The 22093-nt window shown below is 33.2% G+C and carries 17 protein-coding genes; 3 read left to right on the forward strand and 14 right to left on the reverse strand.

From position 1 onward, the window contains the following. Positions 1–192: 192 nt before the first annotated feature. From GMC_RS0117775 to GMC_RS0117790, 4 genes are all read right to left on the reverse strand, one after another. Positions 193–2787: a carbohydrate-binding protein gene (locus tag GMC_RS0117775; RefSeq protein WP_138940679.1), complete on the reverse strand. Its 2595-nt coding sequence runs from the start codon at positions 2785–2787 to the stop codon at positions 193–195. 557 nt (positions 2788–3344) lie between these two features. Further along, the gene (locus GMC_RS0117780) at positions 3345–5141 is read right to left on the reverse strand and encodes an ATP-binding protein (RefSeq protein WP_010523413.1); all 1797 of its coding nucleotides are present in this window, start codon (positions 5139–5141) and stop codon (positions 3345–3347) included. Next, positions 5141–5725, reverse strand: coding sequence for a DUF4202 domain-containing protein (locus GMC_RS0117785; RefSeq protein ID WP_010523414.1), 585 nt, complete (start codon positions 5723–5725; stop codon positions 5141–5143). Before GMC_RS0117785 ends, GMC_RS0117780 begins: the two co-directional genes overlap by 1 nt. Positions 5726–5980: 255 nt before the next feature. Continuing rightward, complete coding sequence (locus GMC_RS0117790) at positions 5981–6364, reverse strand: SRPBCC family protein (RefSeq protein WP_010523415.1); 384 nt, start codon at positions 6362–6364, stop codon at positions 5981–5983. Positions 6365–6959: 595 nt separating this feature from the next. Here GMC_RS0117790 and GMC_RS0117795 point away from each other — a divergent pair. Further along, positions 6960–7604: a transmembrane-type terpene cyclase gene (locus GMC_RS0117795; protein WP_010523416.1), complete on the forward strand. Its 645-nt coding sequence runs from the start codon at positions 6960–6962 to the stop codon at positions 7602–7604. Positions 7605–7663: 59 nt separating this feature from the next. Then, complete coding sequence (gene metF, locus GMC_RS0117800; RefSeq protein WP_010523417.1) at positions 7664–8617, forward strand: methylenetetrahydrofolate reductase [NAD(P)H]; 954 nt, start codon at positions 7664–7666, stop codon at positions 8615–8617. Between the two features lie 85 nt (positions 8618–8702). Here the strand turns inward: metF and nirD are convergent, their stop codons facing one another. The 4 genes from nirD to GMC_RS0117820 all read right to left on the reverse strand — a co-directional run bounded on the left by nirD (position 8703) and on the right by GMC_RS0117820 (position 14725). Continuing rightward, positions 8703–9080, reverse strand: coding sequence for a nitrite reductase small subunit NirD (nirD, locus tag GMC_RS0117805; protein WP_010523418.1), 378 nt, complete (start codon positions 9078–9080; stop codon positions 8703–8705). A gap of 64 nt (positions 9081–9144) precedes the next feature. After that, complete coding sequence (nirB, locus tag GMC_RS0117810) at positions 9145–11664, reverse strand: nitrite reductase large subunit NirB (protein ID WP_029489902.1); 2520 nt, start codon at positions 11662–11664, stop codon at positions 9145–9147. Between the two features lie 98 nt (positions 11665–11762). After that, the gene (locus GMC_RS0117815; RefSeq protein ID WP_010523420.1) at positions 11763–13115 is read right to left on the reverse strand and encodes an MFS transporter; all 1353 of its coding nucleotides are present in this window, start codon (positions 13113–13115) and stop codon (positions 11763–11765) included. 185 nt (positions 13116–13300) lie between these two features. After that, complete coding sequence (locus tag GMC_RS0117820; protein WP_010523421.1) at positions 13301–14725, reverse strand: alginate export family protein; 1425 nt, start codon at positions 14723–14725, stop codon at positions 13301–13303. Positions 14726–15181: 456 nt separating this feature from the next. Here GMC_RS0117820 and GMC_RS0117825 point away from each other — a divergent pair, with 456 nt between their 5' ends. After that, positions 15182–15874, forward strand: coding sequence for a response regulator transcription factor (locus tag GMC_RS0117825; protein WP_010523422.1), 693 nt, complete (start codon positions 15182–15184; stop codon positions 15872–15874). A 252-nt stretch (positions 15875–16126) separates the two neighbouring features. Here GMC_RS0117825 and GMC_RS0117830 read toward each other — a convergent pair whose 3' ends face one another. From GMC_RS0117830 to GMC_RS0117855, 6 genes are read right to left on the reverse strand one after another with little or no spacing between them, the layout of a single operon-like run. Next, positions 16127–17890 carry a cytochrome c biogenesis protein gene (locus GMC_RS0117830; RefSeq protein WP_010523423.1) on the reverse strand — a complete coding sequence of 588 codons (1764 nt, stop codon included), beginning with the start codon at positions 17888–17890 and terminating at the stop codon, positions 16127–16129. Beyond that, on the reverse strand, positions 17887–19284 hold the full coding sequence (locus GMC_RS0117835; protein WP_010523424.1) for a cytochrome c biogenesis ResB family protein: 1398 nt from the start codon (positions 19282–19284) through the stop codon (positions 17887–17889). Before GMC_RS0117835 ends, GMC_RS0117830 begins: the two co-directional genes overlap by 4 nt. A gap of 32 nt (positions 19285–19316) precedes the next feature. Then, positions 19317–19700, reverse strand: coding sequence for a hypothetical protein (locus GMC_RS0117840; RefSeq protein WP_010523425.1), 384 nt, complete (start codon positions 19698–19700; stop codon positions 19317–19319). 3 nt (positions 19701–19703) lie between these two features. Beyond that, positions 19704–20420 (reverse strand): cytochrome c3 family protein, encoded by a 717-nt coding sequence (locus GMC_RS0117845; RefSeq protein WP_010523426.1) that lies wholly within the window; start codon positions 20418–20420, stop codon positions 19704–19706. A gap of 14 nt (positions 20421–20434) precedes the next feature. Beyond that, positions 20435–21472, reverse strand: coding sequence for a ferredoxin--NADP reductase (locus GMC_RS0117850; protein WP_010523427.1), 1038 nt, complete (start codon positions 21470–21472; stop codon positions 20435–20437). A gap of 25 nt (positions 21473–21497) precedes the next feature. Next, positions 21498–21980, reverse strand: a complete 483-nt coding sequence (locus tag GMC_RS0117855) for a hypothetical protein (protein WP_010523428.1) — start codon at positions 21978–21980, stop codon at positions 21498–21500. Between the last annotated feature and the right edge of the window lie 113 nt (positions 21981–22093).

The raw sequence follows: 22093 nt of genomic DNA on the forward strand, positions 1-22093 counted from the left end.
TAAAAAGTAAAGCCACTTTTTGCAAAGTGACTTTACATCGCCTACGAATTTTAAATTTTTATTTGAAATAGTTTTTTTTCGCTTGAAACTTTAAAATAAAACAACAACTTGCCTAAGAGTACATTTGTTTTTTCTTTCTGATTCAAACAGAAATCTTAATTTTATTTAAGTAATTATAAATCAAAAATGCTATTACTCTTTTATTAAAGTGGCTTTGTAGGTGTTTTTGTGAGTATGCATTAGCGTGATATAAGATCCTTTTTTTAAACCATTCAAATTTAATTTTAATTCCCGTTGTTTGGTGCCTTTAAACATCCCAACAAATTTTCCAAAACTATTATGTAGTATTACTTTAGTAATAATTTCAGGTGCACTAAAAACTACATCGGCAATTGAAGGATTTGGATAAATACTAACATTATTTTCCTCAGTAATTGAATTTGAGTTATTGGCAGGCAGCTGAAAGGCTGTGGCTGCAGTAATATTAATTTTATCAATATTAAAACCACCAGTTAAAGAGGTGAATCGTAAAATTTTTTGTCCCGCGGTCAGTAAAATATTTTCTTGTGAAATGGTTTCAAAGTTTTCCCAGTCACCTGTATTTGGTACGTCATATTGCTGACCTACAACAACTCCATCAATTGTTAATTCAAAATTCCTTTCGGAAAAAATAGACGAAATTACAGCATTAATATTATAATTCCCTGTTTGTTCAATGTTTATGGTATATTCAATCCATTCATCCTTTTGTATCCATGCCACTATACCTGCATACATATCTACATCATCGGTTCTTAAATAATTACCATTATTTCCTGTGTCCTTATCATTATAAGCAACTCCTTGACCTCCAACATCGTAAAATTCCATTTCAATCGTACCTGGAATAGTTTGAGCAATGCCATTGTAGGGCAATTGTTCGGGTATTGAAGAATTTAATGAAAAATCTAGTTTGTCAAAATTAAATCTGCCAGAAGCTGTTTCAAATCGCAGTACTTGACGACCAGCAGTCAAACTAATATTTGAAATCGCAGTTTCTTGGTATGATTGCCAATTTCCAGTATTTGGCACCTTAAAATTTTCGCCTAATTTGTTATCGTTCATATAAAGTGTAAACGTATTATTGTTTGTAAGTGAAGCTACATTAGCAAAAATTGTATAATTCCCAGTTTCTTTCACTTCAACAGTATACTCCATCCATTCATTAGCATTAATCCAACCGACATTACCGTTAACTGATCCTTTTTCAACATCAACATCGTCAATTCTTAAATAATTACCATTATTACCATTACTAGTATCATAGTAAGCCACTCCTTGACCACCTAAGTCGTAAAATTCAGCCTCAATACTACCAGGAATGGTTTGAGCAACCCCATTGTAAGGTAATTGCACTTTCGTTTTAGGCGGTAATGATGATTTACTAAAGCTTAATTTATCGATATTAAAACCCCCAGTATTACTGGTGAATCGTAATGTTTTTATGCCTGCTTCTAACGGGATGTTTGGTTGACTTACGTTTTGATAATTTTCCCAGTTTATTGTATTTGGAACAATAAAATCATTTCCAATAACGGTATCATCAATACTCAATGTAAATGAACTACTATCAAAAACTGAAGCAATGTTTGCATTGACGGTAAAATTGCCTGATTCCTCAATATTTACAGTATATTCTAGCCATTCACCAGCTTGAATCCAGGCAACGCTACCTCCAGTAATGTCAACATCATCGTTTCGTAGCTGATTGCCATTATTACCAGTATCAGTATCATTGTAGGCTATTTCTTGTCCCCCCAAATCATAAAATTCCATTTCAATAATTCCTGGAATGGATTGCGTAACTCCATTGTAAGGGGATTGACTATTGGTTGGGATTTTTTTGAGATCATTTCTGTAATTTTCGGTCGTGAATCGAGCTTTTTCTAGTTGTTGTGGTGATAATTTTGTTCTGCAACTGTGTCTGGAGTAACTCATGATATTGCTAGTATCTGGATTGTATACATCTCCATTGCTATCCGTTTCAAAAAACGTATAGTTACAGTTAGTATTTACTTTGGCAAAAGATAATTGAGGGTCTGCGGGAGTGTCACAGATAAGATCCCCCGTGGTAGAACAATTTGTTCCATTGACATACTCGCTTCCACGGAAAGTTTCATGCGTGTGAAATAAATCTAAATAGTGACCAATTTCATGAGTAAATGTAGTTTCAGGAAAACCACCCATGCAGTCGTTATCCATAAAAATACGATTTAAATCATTTTCAAGATCCGATGGATTGGGAAAATAAGCGTAGCCACAATAACTACCGCCGTTAGCATTTAGGATACTATTTGCAAAAAATAAGTTTAAAACCTGATCTACTTCGTACGCATTGGTAATGGCAGTTTCATCGTTCATTATAAAATCGTAAAATTGATCTGAATTTATGTATTTAGGACTTTGATACTCCTTTAATTCTACACCTATATTGGCAAAAAAATCATTGGTGTATCGTATGCCTTCATTTATTTTTTTTAAAGATATGCCACCTGTGCCATCAGCTCTGGTGATAATTTGAGAAATAAAGGGAATAATAATTTTAGCTCTCGGTAAAGGATTTCCATTATGTAGGGTACGTTGTTGTAACTTTTGAGAGTCTATTGCTGCATTAATTAACAGTGCGTTGTCATAGTCTTTTTGAGTAACTTTTGTAGCACAGCCTTGGCTGTAAATTAAAATTGGTTTAGCTAATAAAAAAACGATAATCATCATTGTGTGTTTTAATGATTGTTTTAGTAAGTTCATTTTTAAGTAGTTTTATAGTTTATTTAGTGACGTTCATGTATCATTTTTTGAGCTACTTGAAACTACTTTATTGCATTTTTTTTTAAAATTGAGGCGTGATAAATTAAGGTTACGAAATTCGTTTTGTGAATTTTACAAAAAAAAAGGTTGAATTTTTTTAAGAAATCCTTTGAATAAATTTGAGGACTAGCGATTTGTTAAAATTTATATAATTAATTTATAAATCTGATTTTTAGCATTTTGTAAATTTTATACCAAAACTCATGAAAGTTATGAAAACGTTAAAATTATTATAAGAATTGGATTACAAAATAAATTTGAAAAATCCTGTCGATCTATTTTGTAGCGCATAAAGTTTTCAAAATGAGCATATTTATAAAGCCATTTTTTAAAGCTTTTCTAATAAAAAAGAATCTCGTTTTTAATAGCGCTTTGAAGATTTTTTTATAACGTAAGGCAGCGTTTCATTGACCTATTGAGTCATAAACAATTGCTTTAAAAAACGCTCTTTTAGCCTACTAAATAATACTAGTTGTGAATTAAAAAGCTGTTGAAAATTATTGAATAGGATAATTAATCACCACTCTAGTGCCGTTACTTGGAGTGGAATTTAAAAACACGCGACCATTGATATATTCCATGCGCTCTTTCATAAAAAATAGCCCCATACCACCTTCGGAACTATCTTTTGGGGATTCGGGCATTTTTGAAGCATCAAATCCTTTGCCATTATCAGTGATTGAAATACTTAATAATTGATCTGTTTTTTTCATTGAAACTAAAATATAGGTAGCCTCAGCGTATTTTATAGCGTTATTGATCGATTCTTGAGTTACTCTATATAAGTTGGTTTCTACTAAGGTTTCAAATCGAAAATTGTCTTCAACATTGTTTTCAAATAATATTTCGGTTCGGGTAAATTTGTTAAGTTGATTGGTCATTTTTTGAATGGCAGTAGTGATCCCATAATCCAACAATTCAGGCGGAGTCAAATTAAAGGTAGCCATGCGGACTCCTAAAATGATATTTTTTGTTTGGTCCTTTAAAACATTAATTTTTTCGGTTAATTTTTTTCCTTGCGAAAGGTCAAGGGATTCAATATTAAATTTTAAAGCTGTAAGCATTTGTCCAATACTATCATGAATATCTTTAGCAATTCGCTTACGTTCTTCCTCCTGAGCTTCTACAATTAAGCTAGCCTTTGATTTTTGTATTGCAGATTCTGTTTTTAATTTATCTTCTCTAAGGATATCAATTTTTTCTTGAGCTTTTTTTCGTTTTGTAATGTCCAGACAAACAATTAAATATTCAACAACTCCTTTATTTTTAATTATAGGAAAAATGGAAATGTCCATCCATTTAATCGGTGTATGTTTAAACGATACTTCAAATTCATGATTTAAAATAGTTCCCTTTCTTGCGTTTATAAGTTGTTTCAACTCTTGCTGTTGTACTATATTTAATCCCAAATTTTCATAAATAATATGCTTAAGGTTACCTTTTTCTTTATTAATTATCTCCTGCATTTTTTTTCCGCTGGAAATTATTGTACCGTCCTGATCAATTCTAGTAAAAAATAAATTTTGATTAATTGCTTTTTGTAGCACTTGCAACTCTTCTAACGTTTCATTTTTAAGTTTAACGGCTGTATTGGCTTTGTCAGCCATTTTAACAGCGTTATCTTTTGAATGTATTAATTCGGAAATAGTACTTCTAATTTTACTAGTAACGGGTCTAAATAACAAAAAGAATTCGGCCAATAATAAAAGGAATAAAAGGAAAAAAGCAACATATTCAATTTTTTTTATGGAACTCATTTTCCATGAAACATAAGATTCGTAGGCATACACATAATTATTCATGGTTGCCAAAAAACTAGGTTCTTTTTTTATAAAAGCGGTTATCCATTTAGTGGCTTCAGTTTCATTTCCGTATATGGAGGCTTGTATATTTTTGCTAATCTTTAATAATTCTTCAATTTGAAGATTGACTTCAAAAAAAATGTTTTCTAGATTTTTTTTGCGAGAAGATTTAGGGAGTTTTTTAAGGTTGTTTTTTAAAAGAAGATGCGCCTCAGACCACTCTTTTAAAGCATCATTCAATTCAGCATTATTATCCCGCGTGATATTAAGTGGTGCGTTCCAAAGTAAAATACTTTTACTGATTTTTTGACTCAGCATTCGTTGTTTACCAGCAATATTGATTATTTGTGCATCATAATCATTATTTGATAAAGCCCTTTGAATAAAAATTTGCGTTATAATGACTAAAAAAGCAATAAAGCCTAAAGCAATAACATAAACCTTACTTAAGGAGCTAAATGTTTTAGCATCTAAAGATTCTTTGGTGTTCATTAAGCAATAGCTTTTTGTATTAAAGCTAAACCTTGTTCAGAATATAAAATTGCAAGAGCAGCTTGATGTCCAGTTTTAGACATTTTTTTCCAGGTTTTTTTTACAATATCGATTACTTTTTCATCAGTGTGTTTTTGCCTAAAAGTTTCGTAATAATAGTTAAGAAAAACCAGACATATAACATCCTCTAAAGTTTGAGTGTCATTATCTTTTTTTAAGTGTTTTTTTTCCAACAAAAAGGCAACTCGTTCAATAATTGTTTGCTCAAAATTCAACCTATTCAAAATATCGGAGGCAATTTTTGCATGAAATTTTTTTAATTCAGTACGCCACTTTAAATACCCAACTCTGTTCATTTCATAAGCACTTCGAGGTATTTCCCAGCGGCAAATATGTTGACTGCGCGCAGCCAAGCGTAATGCTACGTTCGCATCTGGAGCAAAATCATTTAACACTTTCGTCATTCGCTGACCGTAAATTAATTCTTTAGATACTGATTTTCCATCAACAATTTCAGTATTTGGATCTTTTTTATTAGCGTGGTCAAATGCCTCGTAAGCTTTGTTAATTTGAAGTGTATTCATGCTTGTAAAAGTATAGCAAATTGAATTTAAAATAAAATTTTAAAACTTTTAACTATTTATGTAATCTATTTTTTGATTTCTACTGCGTCAGTTGTCAGTTGTCAGTTGTCAGTTGTCAGTTTTCTGTTGTGAATTGTCAGTGGAGATTTTCATAGATTCTAAGTCCTTCAGGTCTTAAGTCAGTTAATGCTCAAGAAAAGTCTATTCCTTATCATCTATAAATGTAGTGGTCAATATTTTTAATGTAATAAGTTATTATTTGTTTTCCAAAATCTGTTTTAGGTTGCTGAGTCCTTTACTAAAATCTTCGCCAATTGTCTTTTCAAAATTCATTATTAAAATTAAAGCATTAAATGGGTAATCCATGTGTCCATCAGAGCCCCAAGTTACTTTAGTTTGATTCTCAGTAATGGCACTTGTCAATAAATATCCATGGTCATCTGATTTAAATGGCTCAAAAAAGCGCAGTTTAAAGTCAATACTTTCTCCTTCAACAATTTTTTCAATCTCTTGCTCGCCTACACCAACATCTTTATGTGTGCTTGACCATGCCGACACAAAACCTTCGGTTCCATCTGTACCTTGGTAAGTTTGTTTCATATTAGGATCTATTTTGGCCCAAGGACTATAATTGTCCATGTTTTTTAAATATTTGATGTAGTTGAAAACTTCGTTTTTCGGTTTATTAATTGTAATTGATTTTTGAATTTGATAATCTTTTTTTAAGAAAAGCGCAACTATAAAAGGTAAGGCAATTAGGATAGCTACTACAACTAGAATTTTTTTGAGAGTTTCATGATGTTGTAATTAGGGTTAGCACTAAGTAAAAACTGACGTAAGATTTTTTCTAAAAAATTGTATTATAAATTTACGAAAAAGTTAAAAAATAATGAATATTTTACAATAAATATTTAATTATTATGATTTTACTACAATAGTATACTTTTTTTCATCAATTATTGTAAACTGTCTCTTTTGGAATTTTAGCTGTAAATTTTAGTAATTTTGTTTCTTGTTTTTGTTTGATTAAGGCATCCAGATTTGGTTTGTAAAGCTATTGATATAATGATTTAAAAATTAGTTTTGGATGTTAAGTGTGCAGCATTTTGTAAAGGTGTTCCTTGTAATATAATATGTGCAATGCAACAATAAAAGCCAGAAAATTAGATGACGATTTTAGGTTAACTGGGGGTATTTATGTACAACGTAATATTTAGTTTTAAAAATACATTCAATGAATATTAAAGTATTCCTTACCCTATTGTGCGGAATTTGTTGGACGGTTACCTATGTAGAATGTATCCGAATTGGTTTCAAACATAAAATTCATGCCATGCCCTTTGTGGCTTTAGTGCTAAATATTACTTGGGAAGCTTTTAATACATATCAAGGAGGATTTTTAGCAGGTTGGTCGCATATTTCTACATTGTTTGATGGATTGTGGTTTTTATTGGATGGAGCAATTCTTTACACTTACTTTGTTTATGGAAGAAATCCAAAAACTTCGTCAATACGTTTTTACGGTAAGGTATTGCTTGTTTTAATTTTGAGTTTTTTGTTCCATTATACACTCAGCGTACAGTTTGGTTTTATACCAGGTGCATTGTATTCCAGTTCTTTTATGGGGGTGTTAATGTCTTTGTTATTTATTAAAATGTATTTTGATAGAAAGGGCTCACGTGGACAATCATTAATCATTGCAATAAATAAGTGCATAGGAACTTTATCAGCAAGTGTATTAGTAGGCTTGGTAGGCGTAAATAGTTTGGGTGGTGCATACAGGAGTATTTTGTATGTAGGTATTGTGATTTTCATTATAGATCTGTATTATATTTTATTGCTGCGCAAAGAAAAGTATTTGGAAAAATCAATTTCTTAAGCTAATTATTAGCAAGGTTCAACTCTTCAAGTTATTTTTGTGACCGATTAAAAGTAATCATGAAAGTAACTGAGCACATTGAGAAAACATCAGGGAAAACCCTGTTTTCGTTTGAAATAGTACCACCGCAAAAAGGGAGTAATATTAACGATTTATATGCCAATATAGATCCATTAATGGAATTTAATCCTCCTTTTATTGATGTAACCACATCCCGAGAAGAATATGTTTATATAGAAAAGGACGGTTTATTTGATCGCAAAATTACGCGCATGCGTCCTGGAACAGTTGGTATTTGTGCTTCATTACAATATAAATACGGAGTAGATGCTATACCGCACGTATTGTGTGGCGGATTTACTAAAGAGGAAACGGAGTATCTATTGGTTGACTGTCATTATTTAGGTATTGATAACCTGGTAGCTTTACGGGGTGATCCTATGAAAGGTGAAAAGTATTTTGTTCCTGCTAAAGGTGGAAATACTTATGCTATTGATTTGGTAAAACAAATAAAGCAGATGAATGAAGGGCAATTTTTACATGGTAACGTAGCTATGAAAAACAAACCAGATTTTTGCATAGGCGTAGCTGGGTACCCTGAAAAACATATCGAAGCTCCAAGCATGGAGGCTGATTTAAAACGGCTGAAAGAAAAGGTTGAGGCTGGAGCGGATTATGTAGTAACACAGATGTTTTTTGACAATCAACGTTATTTTAAGTTTGTTGAAGCAGCCAGAAAAATTGGTATTACTGTACCCATTATACCGGGAATTAAACCAGTGGCGGTAAAAAGGCATTTACAAATATTACCTCAAGTTTTTTGGTTAGATATGCCACAAGCATTAATAACTGAAATTGAAAACGCTAAGGATAATAAAGCAGTGCGTCAAATTGGTATTGAATTTGGAATTCAGCAATCTAAGGAATTGTTAAACTACGGAGTCCCTTGTTTGCATTACTACTCTATGGGGAAATCAGATAATGTAAAGGCTATTGCCGAAGGAGTTTTTTAAAATTACAAAAAAAGGTCGTTACAAATGTAACGACCCTAGAAAAACAAAAATCAAAATTAATTGATTATTTACGGATTACTAATAGCTATTCAGCAAATCCAATAAATACAGTATCCCCTTCAACTTTTACAGGGTATGTGGCAATAGGTGCAATATCACCGTTTAGGTTTTCTCCATTTTCTAATGAAAATGTTTTTTTGTGTAAGGGGCATGCTACTTTAGGAGTACCTTTGTCATCACCAATCATACCACGGCTCAATACCATTTCCATTTTATGTGGGCATACATTTTGGCAGGCATACCACTTATTTGTTCTTGTAAAATTAAACACCGCTATTTGCTTGTCTTTGTATTTTACGCAAGCACCACCATCAATAGGGAAATCGCTTATTTTTGCGGCTTCAAACCAAACTTTAACTTCGTCTAATGAAGTACTATTATATCTATCTAGAATTGCTTCCATACTTTAAATTCTTGTTACATTAATTGCGTTAAAACGCGGAAATCATTTTGTTAATTGACTAGTATTATTTCCAGTGTTCTGGCATTTTTTGATCCCTTAACGGAACAAATACCAAATTATCATCCGATTCATCACTATTTACAAAGTGGCTGAAACGCTTCATCATTTCTGGACTTTCAATTGCTTGTTTCCACTCGCATTCAAATTTATTAACAAGAGTTTCCATCTCTTTGTCAAGGTCTGCAGCAATTCCTAATTTATCTTCAATAATTACTTCTTTTAGGTATTCAATACCACCTTCTAAACGGTCTTGCCATGCGGCAGTACGTTGTAAAGGTTTAGCCGTACGCATATAGTACATTAAGTATCGATCTAAGTATTTTACTACTGCTTCATTATCAATTTGTTCGGCCAGCAACTCAGCATGACGCGGTGTAGCACCACCATTTCCACCAACATATAAATTCCAGCCACCGTCCACAGCAATTAAACCAAAGTCTTTTCCACGAGCTTCCGCACATTCGCGGATACATCCAGAAACACCTCCTTTAATTTTGTGTGGAGAGCGCATTCCTCGGTAACGATTTTCTAATTCAATACCAAAACTTACGCTTTCATCCATTCCGTAACGGCACCATGTAGAACCTACACACGTTTTTACAGTACGTAATGATTTACCATAGGCATGACCACTTTCAAAACCGTAATCTACCAATTCTTTCCATATTTGTGGTAATTGATTTAGTGTAGCTCCAAACATATCGATACGTACACCACCAGTTATTTTAGTGTACAAATCATATTTTTTAGCAATTTCACCTAAAGCAATTAATTTATCAGGAGTAATTTCTCCTCCAGGAATTCTTGGTACCACTGAATACGTACCATTTCGTTGAATGTTGGCTAAAAAACGATCGTTAGAATCCTGAATTGCATATTCTTTATTGGCAGTGTCTGCATGAATTGTTGCCATTAATGAAGCCACTAAAGGCTTACATAATTCACATCCATGCCCACCATTCCCATGATGATCCAAAACCTCATTAAAAGTTGTATATCCTTTTACTTGAATAAGGTCATAGAGTTCTTGACGGTTGTAGTCAAAATGTTCACACACATTGTCCTTTACCACACGTCCTAATGATTTTAAGATAGCATCAACTAAATCTTTCACCATGGGTTTACAACCACCGCAACCCGTTCCTGCCTTAGTACAGGTAACAACATCGCCTAAATCATTAGCCTCGCCACTTTCAATAGCATTACATATTTGTCCTTTACTTACGCTTTCGCAAGAACAAATTTGAGCATCATCTGGTAAGTCCATAACATCACCTAATAATGATCCACCTTCGCCACCTCGACTGCCCAAAATTAAATCTTCAGGCTCTTCGGGTAGCTTCATTCCGTTACTATAAATTTGGAACAATGAGTTGTAGTCAGAAGAATCACCAACTAGGATACCGCCCAATAATTTTTTTCCGTCCTTAGTAACATTTATTTTTTTATAAATTCCATTACGTTTATTAACATAGGTAATTTCGTCTAAATCTTCTTTAGCATCATTCAAAGCGTCACCAAAACTAGCCACTTCAGTACCAATAAGTTTTAATTGAGTAGACATGTCAATATACTCAGGCATTGCATTATCATTGCCTGTAATTTGATCAACAGCAACTTCGGCCATATCATAACCTGGAGCCACCAAGCCATAAATCATGCTATTTAACAAGGCACATTCGCCAATGGCATAAATATTAGGATCGGAAGTAAGCATTTGTTGGTTTACAACAATACCACCTCGGGTACCCACTTCCAAACCACATTCGCGAGCCACTTCATCTCTTGGTCTAATACCAGCTGAAACTACTAGCATATCCACTTTTAGTTCCGTGCCATCAACATACTGAAGTCCTTCAATAGCTTTATCACCTTGTATATGTTGTGTTTGTTTTGATAAATGCACCTGTAATCCCAGACTTTCTATTTTTGCCTGTAGCATATCACTTGCGCCTTTGTCCAGCTGTCTTGGCATAAGGCGAGGAGCAAATTCTACTACGTGAGCGTTTAGTCCAAGGTTTTTAACTGCATTGGCAGCCTCTAAACCTAAAAGCCCACCACCTAATACAGCAGCATCAGTTTTGCCGGCAGCTTTTAATTTTTTAGCATAAGCTTCGGTCGCTTCCAAATCTTCAATAGTACGGTATACAAAAACACCTTCCTTTTCCACTCCGGGAATAGGAGGAACAAAGGCAGAAGATCCGGTGGCTAGTACCAAATAATCATACGCGTATTTATCACCACGATGATTGGCAACAGTTTTATTAACGCGATCAATTTCGGTAATCATTTCCGAAACATGAAGATCAATATTATTTTCAGTATACCAAGTTGCTGAGGACATACTTAAATCTTCAGCCGTTTTGCCATCATAAAATTCACTTAAATGTACACGATCGTAAGCGCGTCTAGGTTCTTCGCCAAATACAACAAGTTTAAAATCTGAATAGTTTGGGTGAGCGGCAAGTTTTTCGCAAAACTTATACCCAACCATACCATTTCCAATAACTATTACTTTCTTCATTTTAATTTGTTTTTCCATGACAAAAATACGTATTTGCACTTAAATCTAAGTATAAATACGTATTTTTTTACTGATTTAGTTTAAAATCTAAAAAATCCTTACGAAGTTGCTAGAGTGTCGATTCTTTTTTGGAGGTTTTCTAATTTTGATTGCTCATCTTTAGCAATTTGCTCTTCTTCAGGGGTAAATCGAACTAACAGGCCTAAGAATCCTACAGCGGCTACTATAAATCCAAATGCAAAAAATGCTTCTTGAAGACTAGCGCCACTTCTTAATAAATATTGCGCATAAAGTACTGCTCCTACGTTACCACCTGCGCCAACGATTCCGGCTACAGCACCTAAAGCTTTTCTGTTGATAAATGGAACAACTGAATAGGTAGCACCTTCAGCCATTTGAACAAATAGAGAGAAAAACACCATTGATGTTACCGCTAAACTTAATGAATTCATTTGCGAAAATAACAGTAAGGCTAACCCTTCAGCAACTACTACGTATACCAAAATTTTTACCCTTCCGTTAAGTCCTGAGTTTTTTCCGAATTTATCAGCAATCCACCCCCCAGTGGAACGGGCAAATAAGTTCATTGCACCAAAGAATAGTACAATAAATCCAGCAGTTTCTTGACTTAGGCTAAATTTTTCTTGATAATAGGTAGAAGCCTTCCCGGTAACAAATAATTCCATTCCGAAACATCCTGCGTACATTAAGAATAAAATCCATACTCTTTTATCCGAAGCTGCAGCCATGAAAGAACCTTTTTCACCTTTTTTGGTTTGCGGTCTTTCTTCCGGAAGGTCTTCATAATTCCCTTTTGGGCAATCTGTTGTGTATTTCCAGTATAAAAATGCGACTAGTAACATAATTGCAGCAGGGATATACATCGCAATTCTCCATGATGATGTAGCTTCAGCTAAGCCTAAGGCGGTAACACCAGCGGCTATTAATGGCATAGTAGCGTTGGTAACACCACCACCTAAATTACCCCAACCAGCAGTAGTTGCATTGGCTATACCAATTACATTGGGGGCAAACATAACTGAAGTGTGATATTGCGTAATTACAAAAGATGCACCAATAACACCAATTGCCAAACGAGAAAGCAAATAAGTTTCCCATGTATTAGCAAATGAAGACCCCGCAACAGCTAAGGCACCAAAAATTAGCAAGTATACGTAACTTTTTCGTGGTCCAATTTTATCACATAAAGGACCAATAAGTAAACGGGCAAAAATGGTAACCCCTACCGATGCAATAAATGCTAATGTAGTTTGTGCTTTGGTTAATGCCAAATCTGGTGCAATAGTTGATTTCATTAATGGCGCATGAGAGAACCATCCGAAGAAACATAAAAAGAAAGCGATCCAACTCAAATGGAAGGTTCGCATTTGTACACTTTTAAAATCTGTAAGCTTTATTTTAGTAGCTTTACTAGTAGTTAAATTTTTCATAATTTTAGGAAGTATTGAATAAATCGACCGCAAAAGTAAGCGTATTTTTTTTTAAATACGTAAGTATTTGTACTTATTATTTTGAATTGCGTAATTAAGGTTTAATGCAAAAAAAAGCTTGCCGATTGATCGACAAGCCTTTTTGTTGTAATAAAGTTAGTATTCAGTTAAGTGCTTTATATATGTTATTTAGCTTCTGGAGCAGCTTCTTTTTTCCATTTAAAAATGTTAGGGTTAACAGTAATCATTACCCATCCCCAACTTTGGTTACTGTCAGCTTCTAAAGGGATATCATTACCTCTACTTGCTCTTGCATTAGCAAAGTCATCTCCAAGAAACGACTGAGAATATCCAACTTTAATGTTAGCATATGGTGTGATTCCTTGCACATAAACTAAATCAACAGAAGTTCCAAGGTTTGAATCCATTCCATCACGCGCATCAGCAGCACTGAAATTATGAACAAAACCAATAAGTTTAGATTTAGCACCAGTTTTTATTACAGATTTAAGGTGGATGTCGATTAAACCAACATCATTGGCGTGTCTTCCAACATAAAAGAAATCCTGAAATCCGTTAAATTTGTGGTTTGTACCAAATAAAGGAAAGAACGCGGTAGTTTCTCCTCCGCCAACGCCATCTTTGTCGCCACTTAGGATTTCAGCTCCTAAACCAATTAATTTGAATGCGCCACTGCTTGGTTTATAGCCCGCAAATAAAGAAGCTTGATATGCAGAAATGTCTACATTTTTATTGAATTTCCCAAATTGGTAATAGACACTACCTGTTAAAGTGAAATTAGGGACATTGTATGCTCCGTAAAAACCAGTAGTTTGTCTTGATGATGTTCCATCTGTTGTTACTGATCTAGCAGGTGATGCAGGTGTTGGAAGTACTATTGGGAAAGACGTAAGGTTACCAGGAGTGGCTTCTACAGCAGGAATTGTTTCTCTATCCTGAAAAGTATTATTCATGAAAAGAAAGCTCCCTTTAAAATTTTCTGATAGTTTTCCTGACAAGTGTGCAAATTGCATTGCTTTATATTGAAAAATTTGTCCTCCAAGGCCTCTACCATTAAAAATTGTATTAAAATTGTTTCCACCATCTCTTTCTTGATTGAAAGCAAAACCAACATCTAATTTTAGACTAGATTTTTTATATCTAAACAAAGCAACGTCATGAGTTCTCTGTTGTTGTGCCCATCCAAGTCCTCCAAGAATCCTTTGGTCGTCATAGCTTAATAATTGACGTCCTAATTTTGTAGACCATCCTTTATTTCCTAATTTAATTTCAGCCCAAGCTTGATTAACTAAGAAACCAGTTTGATTAGTTGGGTCATCATTTGCTGATAATTGAGGGCGATCTCCCCATACACTTACATCCTGAAAATCTAAAAAGGCAGTAATTTTGCTATCAGAATATTTTACTAATAATGACGATCTTTGTGAAACGAAAGCCGCAGGCTCTACACCATCAGGTGCTACGTCTTGAAAACCATGTCTATATTCAAAACGCGGTCTAATCATTGCATCAATAGATAACTCTTGTGCTGATGCACTATAAAGCCCTAATCCTAAAAGAGCACTAATAAGTAAATGTGATTTTTTCATAAAATTTAGTTATGGTTATAAATAACAACGAGACAAATATAAGTATTAATACTTAGTTGATATCTAAGTATTTTTATTTTTTTTGTATAAAAGTTTATTTTTTGAAACGAGTAAGATCAGTAAAAGAGAGGTGTTATACTGTGTGTTTAGGTTTAATATATTTACTATCATTTATTTAGTATTCAAAAATACGTATTTTAAGTATAGGTACGTATTGTAAAATATTGTTAAAATTTAAAAAATTGGTACGCTCAGAAGCCTATTTAAAAACAAAATAGAATTCAAATATCTGTTTTTGCTACTAGAATTATCCGATTTTTTGTTATTGCATTATTTTGTTAGCTCAAATAGAAAAATTTATAGTATTATCATATTTTGGATTACTTATAAAAAAAGAATTTTGTATATTTCATTACTTAGTTATTTTTGTACTTTTTTATAAATAGAAAATTTTAAATGCATATAAATAAAATTTTACTTGTTGATGATCACTCCTTAGTGCGTGATGGAATTAAATCCTTGTTGGAGAATGAATCTGATTTAGAAGTTGTAGGAGAGGCTTCAAATGGTGAAGAGGCTATTCAGGCAACAGATACATTTAAACCTGACTTAGTCATTTGTGATATTCGAATGCCAAAAAAAACGGGTATTGAGGCAGTATCCTATTTAACTAAGCAGCATCCTACAATTAAATTTATCATGCTATCCATGCATGATTCTGAAGAATATATTTTGCAATCCATCCAAGCAGGTGCTCATGGATACTTGCTTAAGGATGCAGGTAAGGATGAAGTATTGAAAGCTATACATTCCGTTTTGGATGGAGGGAAGTATTTTAGTGGCGATGTTTCATCAATTTTGGTAAATAATCTTGTAAGTGGCGGATTAAACGTAAAGACAATTAAGCCAACAGAACCAGAAGCCAATACATCAGATGGTGTAGCCAATTTTAATTTAACCAAACGAGAAAAGCAAATTTTAGAAAAAGCCGTTGCAGGATTAAGTAATAAAGAAATTGCGGAGGAATTAGGTATCAGTAAACGTACAACCGAGGTGCATCGTTTTAATTTGATGAAAAAATTAAACGTTAAAAATATTCTAGATTTAAGTAACAAAGCTCGTAAATATGGGCTACTTGATGAGAAGTAAAATTAAATTAAGTAAACTGAGATTTATTAGTATACGTATTGATTCAAAAATACTTAAAAAGCCATATCAAGTTATATGGCTTTTTTGTTTTAGCATGTTATTTTTATTTAAAGTTTCCAAATAAAACTAAATTGTAGTTAGAGAGACCTATGTTTTTAGATTCAACAAAAATTCATAATTTTAATTTGAGTAATTTAAAATATAACTGGTAGTACTTATTATACAAAAAATGATAAAATATTTACTGACTTATTACTGTATGCGTTTCCATCTAATTTTTGCAAATACAGCTATTAAAATTAAAATAGGTACAACTATAAAAATCCACGTTGGTATAGGAACTGGGTTACCTTTGGCGTAGGAGTGAAGTCCTGATAAGTAATAATTCACTCCAAAAAAAGTCATTATCAAGCTGCTTAAGGCAAATAAGCTAAAAACATTATAAGTGTACAAAAAGTTGCTTTTAAAAATAATTCTTATGTGTAACACAAAAGAATAAATAATAATACTAATTAAAGCCCAGGTTTCTTTAGGATCCCAACCCCAATACCTGCCCCAAGACTCGTTAGCCCAAACACCTCCTAAAAATGTACCAACACTTAACATAAACAGACCAATTGTGGTGGTTTTTTCATTTATTTTGGTGAGCTCAATAATTTTTGGATGAATACGTTGTTTTTGGGCTTTTGAAATAAAGAGCATGCAAATTAATACGATTAGCGCCAGTAAAGACCCCATGGTTAAAAAACCATAACTTCCTGTAATAACAGCTACGTGAATCATCAACCAATAGGATTTTAATACGGGGACTAAATTGGTAATTTCGGGATTCATTAAATTTCCATGGGCAATTCCCATAAGGCAAACAGCAATGAGTGCAGTAGCAGCTGCTGGTAGTTTGGATTTTTTACTAAATGCAATTCCTGCAAGGACAGCTATCCATGAGATAAAAATTGTGGCTTCATATCCGTTACTCCATGGTGCATGACCTGAAACGTACCAGCGTAAAATAATTCCAAATCCATGGTAGGCAAAAATTGCAATTACTCCTATGAATCCAATTTTTCCGATAACAAAAATCCATTTTTTGTCAAAAAATAACTCAAAAAAACCGGCAATAAGGAGTATGATGCCCACTAACGTGTAAGCCATCATGCTTTTAAAAAAAATATGCTGTTTGTTATAGCTAATTTCCCAAGCAATTTTATTAGGAGATATTAGTAAATTTGGAGCATTCTTTTTCTGAAACGCAGTAAGTATGTCAATAGTTTCGTTGGCCGCGGTCCAGTTGTTACTAGTTTTTGCTTTTTGCAATTGCAGTAAATAATTTGGAATTATTTTATTGTATACTAATTGATCATCGCCAATAAAATTAGCCTCTTCTTTAGGAGCATACCAAGTATTATTTTCCGCAATAGGACTTGGAAAAATTTTTAAAAATTGTCCATTAAAAATAGCCCATATAATATTCAGGCGTTCATCAATTTTGATAATACTTTTATCCAGCGTGTTGCGTTTACCTTCTACTTTAGCATAAGCATCAGTAACTAAGGGTTTAATTAGGTAATTCCCATCAAAACTAAAAAATTGTGCAGGTTTTGCATATCCTTTATCGGATATGGGTAGGAGGTTGCTTATAGTGTCATGAACTGTTTTTTCGATCTTAATACAAGGTAGTAACTGCCAGGAGTCAGGTTTAAATTGCATTCCTAGAAAAGCCTGAGTAGCGGTTACTTTTTTTATCTTGTTGGATTGATCTTTATACTTAAAATTATCCTTTCCGTAAATTTTACGGAGCAAATCTACAGCAAGTGTATGCACAGGTTTTATGCGTCCTTGAAAGTCCTGTATTTGAATTTTTGCAAAATTTTCGGCGTGATCTGCATCAATAAGCTGGCGATTTATTAATTCATAAGGGGCTAATTTATGGAGCTGCTGCGCCACAGTAATTTGAATTTGTAAGCTAAAGATTAGTACAAATACAGTTAAAATTTGATGTTTTCTATTTGATTTCATACCATGTTGGTTTTAGGGATGAAAGCAAATAATTGGGTGTTCCACAACAAGCTACAAAACATACCTAAGGCGAGTAATGCATAACCAATGTAAGTGACAAAAGTGCCCCAATAATCGTGATTTACAGATAATATAGTACCACTTTCGTCAGGCAAATATGCCGACTGAAAAAATCGATATCCTTTGTAATCCAATACATTATTCATAAAAATTTGATAGTCCAATGTATCAGATGGGCTTGTAAGCTGTAAATCGCTATAAAAAGCTGATGGACTGTCCGAGCCCGGATAACGTTCCAAAGTAAAATTCTTTAATCTTACGGAAAAGGGTAAATGAATAGGGCGGGATCCGTACCGAAGTTTTAAATGCATATTGTTGATATATAAAGTGGTATTCGGATTCATGTATCCTTTTCCTCCAAATAATGTTAATTCTTTACTTTCAGTACCTGAAGTTACTTGAATTTTAATTGCGGATTCTGGATTTTTTACCTTTGGGTCAATCTCTTTTTGGATTAATTGTAGTGTCTTGTTATTTTCAACGCTATTGAAAACAATTGGCACCTTATTAATTTCGCTAAGCGCCTTAAATTTTAATGGGGTAAATGTATTTTTTTTATAAGAACCCGCTTTATTTTCAAGCATTGAAAAATAATTAGTGGTTTCAGGAAAACGTGCTACAACTGCAGAATCGGTTGTTTTAATATAGATTTCATTTAACAACTCATATGGGGTTTCAAAAGCAATGGTTAATCCATAAAAGTTTTTTCGGGTTCCTTTTTTTAAATAAAAGTCCTTGCGCTGAGCATCATCAGCAATAACAAGGTGTAAAAAATCATCCCCATTTTTAGCATCCTTTAACACGTAGGCAGCTCTAGGTATAAATTTATTGAGTGTTACATTAATTTTTTTGTCTTGAAAAGTGTAATTCTCATTTATATGGTTAAATCCAAGCTGACTCATTATTACAGGAGTGGGACTATAATTTTTAGTAAACTTTTCATCATCTGCCTGTAGTTGTAAAAAACTATCAATACTTAAAATACGGTTGGTATTTTCATTTTCCTTAATAGTTACCAATGCCTCAAAACCACGGTATTTAGTAATTCCAGCTCCAATAATTATAATAATGAATGCTAAATGTAACAGTAAAACAGGAGCCTTTTCCCAACTAACTAAATTGTATTTGGCTATATTTCCCATAAAATTAACACCTAATAATACTATAATAATCTCAAACCATTTGGCTCCATAAATTAAAGCTTTACTAGTTTCCGTTCCGTAATCATTTTCAATAAATGTGGCTATAGCCATGGCTAATGCAAAAATGATAAGTAAAACACCAGTAAGTTTAGTGGAAAAAAAGAATTTTAGAATAGTATTCAACAAGCGCATATATCAGAAGGGAAAAGATTGGAAGGTGAAAATTACTTTTTCATTCCTGTGGAAATCCAAGACGAAATCAGGGCTATGGAACAAGTATCTATTTTTTTATTTGCTTTATAAGGCATTGGAACAAAACCTCTTTTATGTGTTAATGCACCCAATAGAAAGCCACTTTCGGCCATTTTTTTTAAATTCTGATAATCGTATATTTTATTTCGCGATGCCTTTTGTTTGTATACATCTGGCGCATGGCATTTAAAACATTTTTCTTCAATTACAGCCGCTACGTCATTAGTATATGTAATTTGTTCGGAGGTATTGCAATTCACTTTAGGCTTGTTGTTGCAAGCCATTAAAAAGAGGCCTATAACACTATAAATTAACACGAATAATTTGGTTGCAGATGGGAATTTTAAAGTTTTCATAAGCTACTTTTTATACTTTGATTTAATTTTTTTCCACTCTTCTTCACTTAAAGGTAAATGTTTCTTATTTTTGGTAAAAGGATCATCGCCTCCAGCTAAGTAATCTTGTATTTTGGTAAGGGCTATAGTATCTTTAATTTTTTCGGCAGTTTTGTAAATATGATTTCCATGGAAATCATGACATTGCAAACAAGTACTCCATTGTTCATTAGCAATTAATTGACTATGAGGAACATCAATAGGGTCATTTTTAACCTTAAGATCATAGTGGCAATTTACGCAAAAGGTAGCATCGGCAAGTACAACTCGGGTATCGTTATGCTCACGGTGACAAGTTTCACATTGGGTAGCATCAATTTTGGCAATGGCATCTTTAAATTTAGGTTCAAAAAAACGATGCGTAGGGTGCCTATCATTAGGCCTGTCATGACATTCTAAACATTTTTTTGTATCCACATTTTCGGTTCCAAAATCCACAGGTTTTTTACGTGTGCCAAAAGTAAAAGCAACGTTAGCTTGTATTTGTTGCATTAAATTTCCTTTAGCATCAGTGTGGCAAGCATCACATGATAGTCCTTCATGTCCAGTGTTCATTGGACCCAGGCTTAAAAAATCTTCTGTAGCCTTTTGGGGCAGAATGATAAAAATAAGTAAGCCGATACCAATGCCAATTAATGAACCTATGTATTGTCTTTTACGAAGTGGATTTTTATTAAACATGAATTAAATTTACATTATTGAGGAAGCGTGATCGCTACATTTTCAGATGTAGGGAAACTGATACAAGTCAAAATATAACCTTCGGCAATTTCATTTTCGGGTAACAAATGACCATCTAACATTTTAACACTACCCGATGTACATTTTGCTTTGCAAGAGCTGCACATTCCTGATCTGCATGAATATGGAATTTCGACATTACTATCCAAAGCAGCTTTTAGAATTGTTTCACCTTTGTTAACAGTAATGGTAGAGTCAAATCCTACACCACTTAATGTTACCGAGGATGCATCAACACTTTCTGCTTCCATTTTGGAAAGGTCAGCCGTAAAGGCTTCCAGCATTATTTTATTTTCAGGAACACCGTTATTTGTAAGTATAGCTACTGCGGCATCCATAAATCCCTGAGGGCCACATAGCATGAATTTACCAGTACTATAAGCAATACCTTTGGTTTGAAGTATTTCATTTAATTTAGTTTCATTTAACCTTCCTTCATAATAATGCTTTTCAGGAGTGTCCACAGATTCTAAAAAATGGTGCATTACAATACGATCTGGGTATTTTTGAAGCAATGCTTCAAGCTCCTTTTTGAAAATGATCGTATTTTTATTTTGGTTAGCGTAAATTAATAAAATACTTGATTTGGGTTCTTTTTCAAGTACCGATAGAATAATTGAATATATTGGTGTAATACCACTACCGCCAGCAAGTAATATATATTGATTAGCTTCTTTTTTATTGGGAACTACAAAAAAGTTTCCCATGGGTTTATCAATTTCAATTTTTTGACCTTCCTTAAGTTGATCGCATATATAATTTGAAACCAAACCATCTTTTACTTTTTTTACAGTAATACGTAAATATTTGTGTAACCAAGGGCTGCTACTTAGGGAGTAGGATCTATTTTCGATTCTGTTTTTAACCGGAACTTTTAAAGTTAAAAATTGTCCAGATTTATATTTAATCGAACTAAAAAAGCCAGGTTTTTTAAAAATGACACTTACCGCATCATCGGTTTCTTGTACTATTTTGTCAACTGTTAATAGCATGCCTTTTAAGTATTTGTTAAACTAGTTATTCGTAATAAAAGACTACTCCAATGTGGAATAGACTAACAAATGTGATAATTATTGAAAAAGCAACATGGGTGATCATCCAGGATTGGAATACCCAGTTTTTTTTGGATTTTATGATATCTAAATTGACAACACCTAATAACATATTTGTAAAAAACAAATAGGAGAGTAGTGCTAAATACCCATACCCAAACTCCATAACATGTACGTAAAATAGTATGGGAGAAAAAGCCCCTATCCATTTGTGGATGGTGGTTAATTTTACGGAATATTTCCAAAGTCGCTTCCAAACTCTAGAAATAGTTAAAACCCATTGAAAAACAATAAGCAAAAATACTGCAAGACCTGACCAGCGCTTATACATTTGATTGTGTTCCTGCAATTCATAAAGCCACATCCATTTTACAGGTAAAAAGTATTGTACAATGTATAATACGAATAAAAAGATACCGATATTAAAAAAAGAAAACACTCGTTTCATAGCAATTAGGATGTTCTTGTTTTACCCTTTTTTGGGATTTGTTTTTCAGGAGTAAACCTTCGAATTTGCAGTAGTGCTTCGAAGGTTTAATTCTGATTCAAGCGCTAACATAA

Source organism: Aquimarina agarivorans (genome assembly GCF_000218485.1).
In the GTDB taxonomy this organism is placed as follows: Bacteria; Bacteroidota; Bacteroidia; order Flavobacteriales; family Flavobacteriaceae; genus Aquimarina; species Aquimarina agarivorans.

Coding starts and splice junctions, on each gene's coding strand:
- nirD (WP_010523418.1), bottom strand. CDS start 9,080: ATGGAAGCAATTCTAGATAGATATAATAGTACTTCATTAGACGAAGTT.
- GMC_RS0117790 (WP_010523415.1), bottom strand. CDS start 6,364: ATGGACAATTATAGTCCTTGGGCCAAAATAGATCCTAATATGAAACAA.
- GMC_RS0117825 (WP_010523422.1), top strand. CDS start 15,182: ATGCATATAAATAAAATTTTACTTGTTGATGATCACTCCTTAGTGCGT.
- nirB (WP_029489902.1), bottom strand. CDS start 11,664: ATGAAGAAAGTAATAGTTATTGGAAATGGTATGGTTGGGTATAAGTTT.
- GMC_RS0117855 (WP_010523428.1), bottom strand. CDS start 21,980: ATGAAACGAGTGTTTTCTTTTTTTAATATCGGTATCTTTTTATTCGTA.
- GMC_RS0117775 (WP_138940679.1), bottom strand. CDS start 2,787: ATGAACTTACTAAAACAATCATTAAAACACACAATGATGATTATCGTT.
- metF (WP_010523417.1), top strand. CDS start 7,664: ATGAAAGTAACTGAGCACATTGAGAAAACATCAGGGAAAACCCTGTTT.
- GMC_RS0117840 (WP_010523425.1), bottom strand. CDS start 19,700: ATGAAAACTTTAAAATTCCCATCTGCAACCAAATTATTCGTGTTAATT.
- GMC_RS0117835 (WP_010523424.1), bottom strand. CDS start 19,284: ATGCGCTTGTTGAATACTATTCTAAAATTCTTTTTTTCCACTAAACTT.
- GMC_RS0117780 (WP_010523413.1), bottom strand. CDS start 5,141: ATGAACACCAAAGAATCTTTAGATGCTAAAACATTTAGCTCCTTAAGT.
- GMC_RS0117815 (WP_010523420.1), bottom strand. CDS start 13,115: ATGAAAAATTTAACTACTAGTAAAGCTACTAAAATAAAGCTTACAGAT.
- GMC_RS0117820 (WP_010523421.1), bottom strand. CDS start 14,725: ATGAAAAAATCACATTTACTTATTAGTGCTCTTTTAGGATTAGGGCTT.
- GMC_RS0117795 (WP_010523416.1), top strand. CDS start 6,960: ATGAATATTAAAGTATTCCTTACCCTATTGTGCGGAATTTGTTGGACG.
- GMC_RS0117845 (WP_010523426.1), bottom strand. CDS start 20,420: ATGTTTAATAAAAATCCACTTCGTAAAAGACAATACATAGGTTCATTA.
- GMC_RS0117830 (WP_010523423.1), bottom strand. CDS start 17,890: ATGAAATCAAATAGAAAACATCAAATTTTAACTGTATTTGTACTAATC.
- GMC_RS0117850 (WP_010523427.1), bottom strand. CDS start 21,472: ATGCTATTAACAGTTGACAAAATAGTACAAGAAACCGATGATGCGGTA.
- GMC_RS0117785 (WP_010523414.1), bottom strand. CDS start 5,725: ATGAATACACTTCAAATTAACAAAGCTTACGAGGCATTTGACCACGCT.